Raw genomic sequence first — 380 nt, 5'->3', positions numbered from 1 at the left:
GGCCGACGCTGCGGCGGCGCTGGCCGAGTTCGACATTCCGGCCGAGGTTCGGGTTGTTTCGGCCCATCGCACCCCTGAGGCGATGTTCAGTTATGCGCGCGGCGCGGCCGAGCGCGGTCTCGAGGTGATCATCGCCGGAGCGGGCGGGGCCGCGCACTTGCCCGGTATGGTCGCCGCCGCGACGCCGCTGCCGGTGATCGGGGTGCCGGTACCGCTGGGCAGGCTGGACGGCCTTGACTCCCTGCTGTCGATCGTGCAAATGCCGGCCGGGGTTCCGGTGGCCACGGTGTCCATCGGGGGCGCCGGTAATGCCGGACTGCTGGCGGTGCGGATGCTGGGAGCCGCCAACCCCCAGCTGAGGGCCCGGATCGTCGCATTCC

At 72.1% G+C, this 380-nt stretch carries 1 protein-coding gene; it reads left to right on the top strand.

All coding sequences use genetic code 11. From position 1 onward, the window contains the following. Positions 1-19: 19 nt before the first annotated feature. A partial coding sequence (purE, locus tag FL311_RS43860) for a 5-(carboxyamino)imidazole ribonucleotide mutase (RefSeq protein WP_228557504.1) occupies positions 20-380 on the top strand: 361 nt, incomplete at its 3' end.

It is taken from the genome of Myxococcus sp. AB025B (assembly GCF_006518215.1).
In the GTDB taxonomy this organism is placed as follows: domain Bacteria; phylum Myxococcota; class Myxococcia; order Myxococcales; family Myxococcaceae; genus Myxococcus; species Myxococcus fulvus.
Note: the sequence above shows the minus strand (reverse complement) of the source record. Positions and strands in the feature narration are given on the sequence as shown.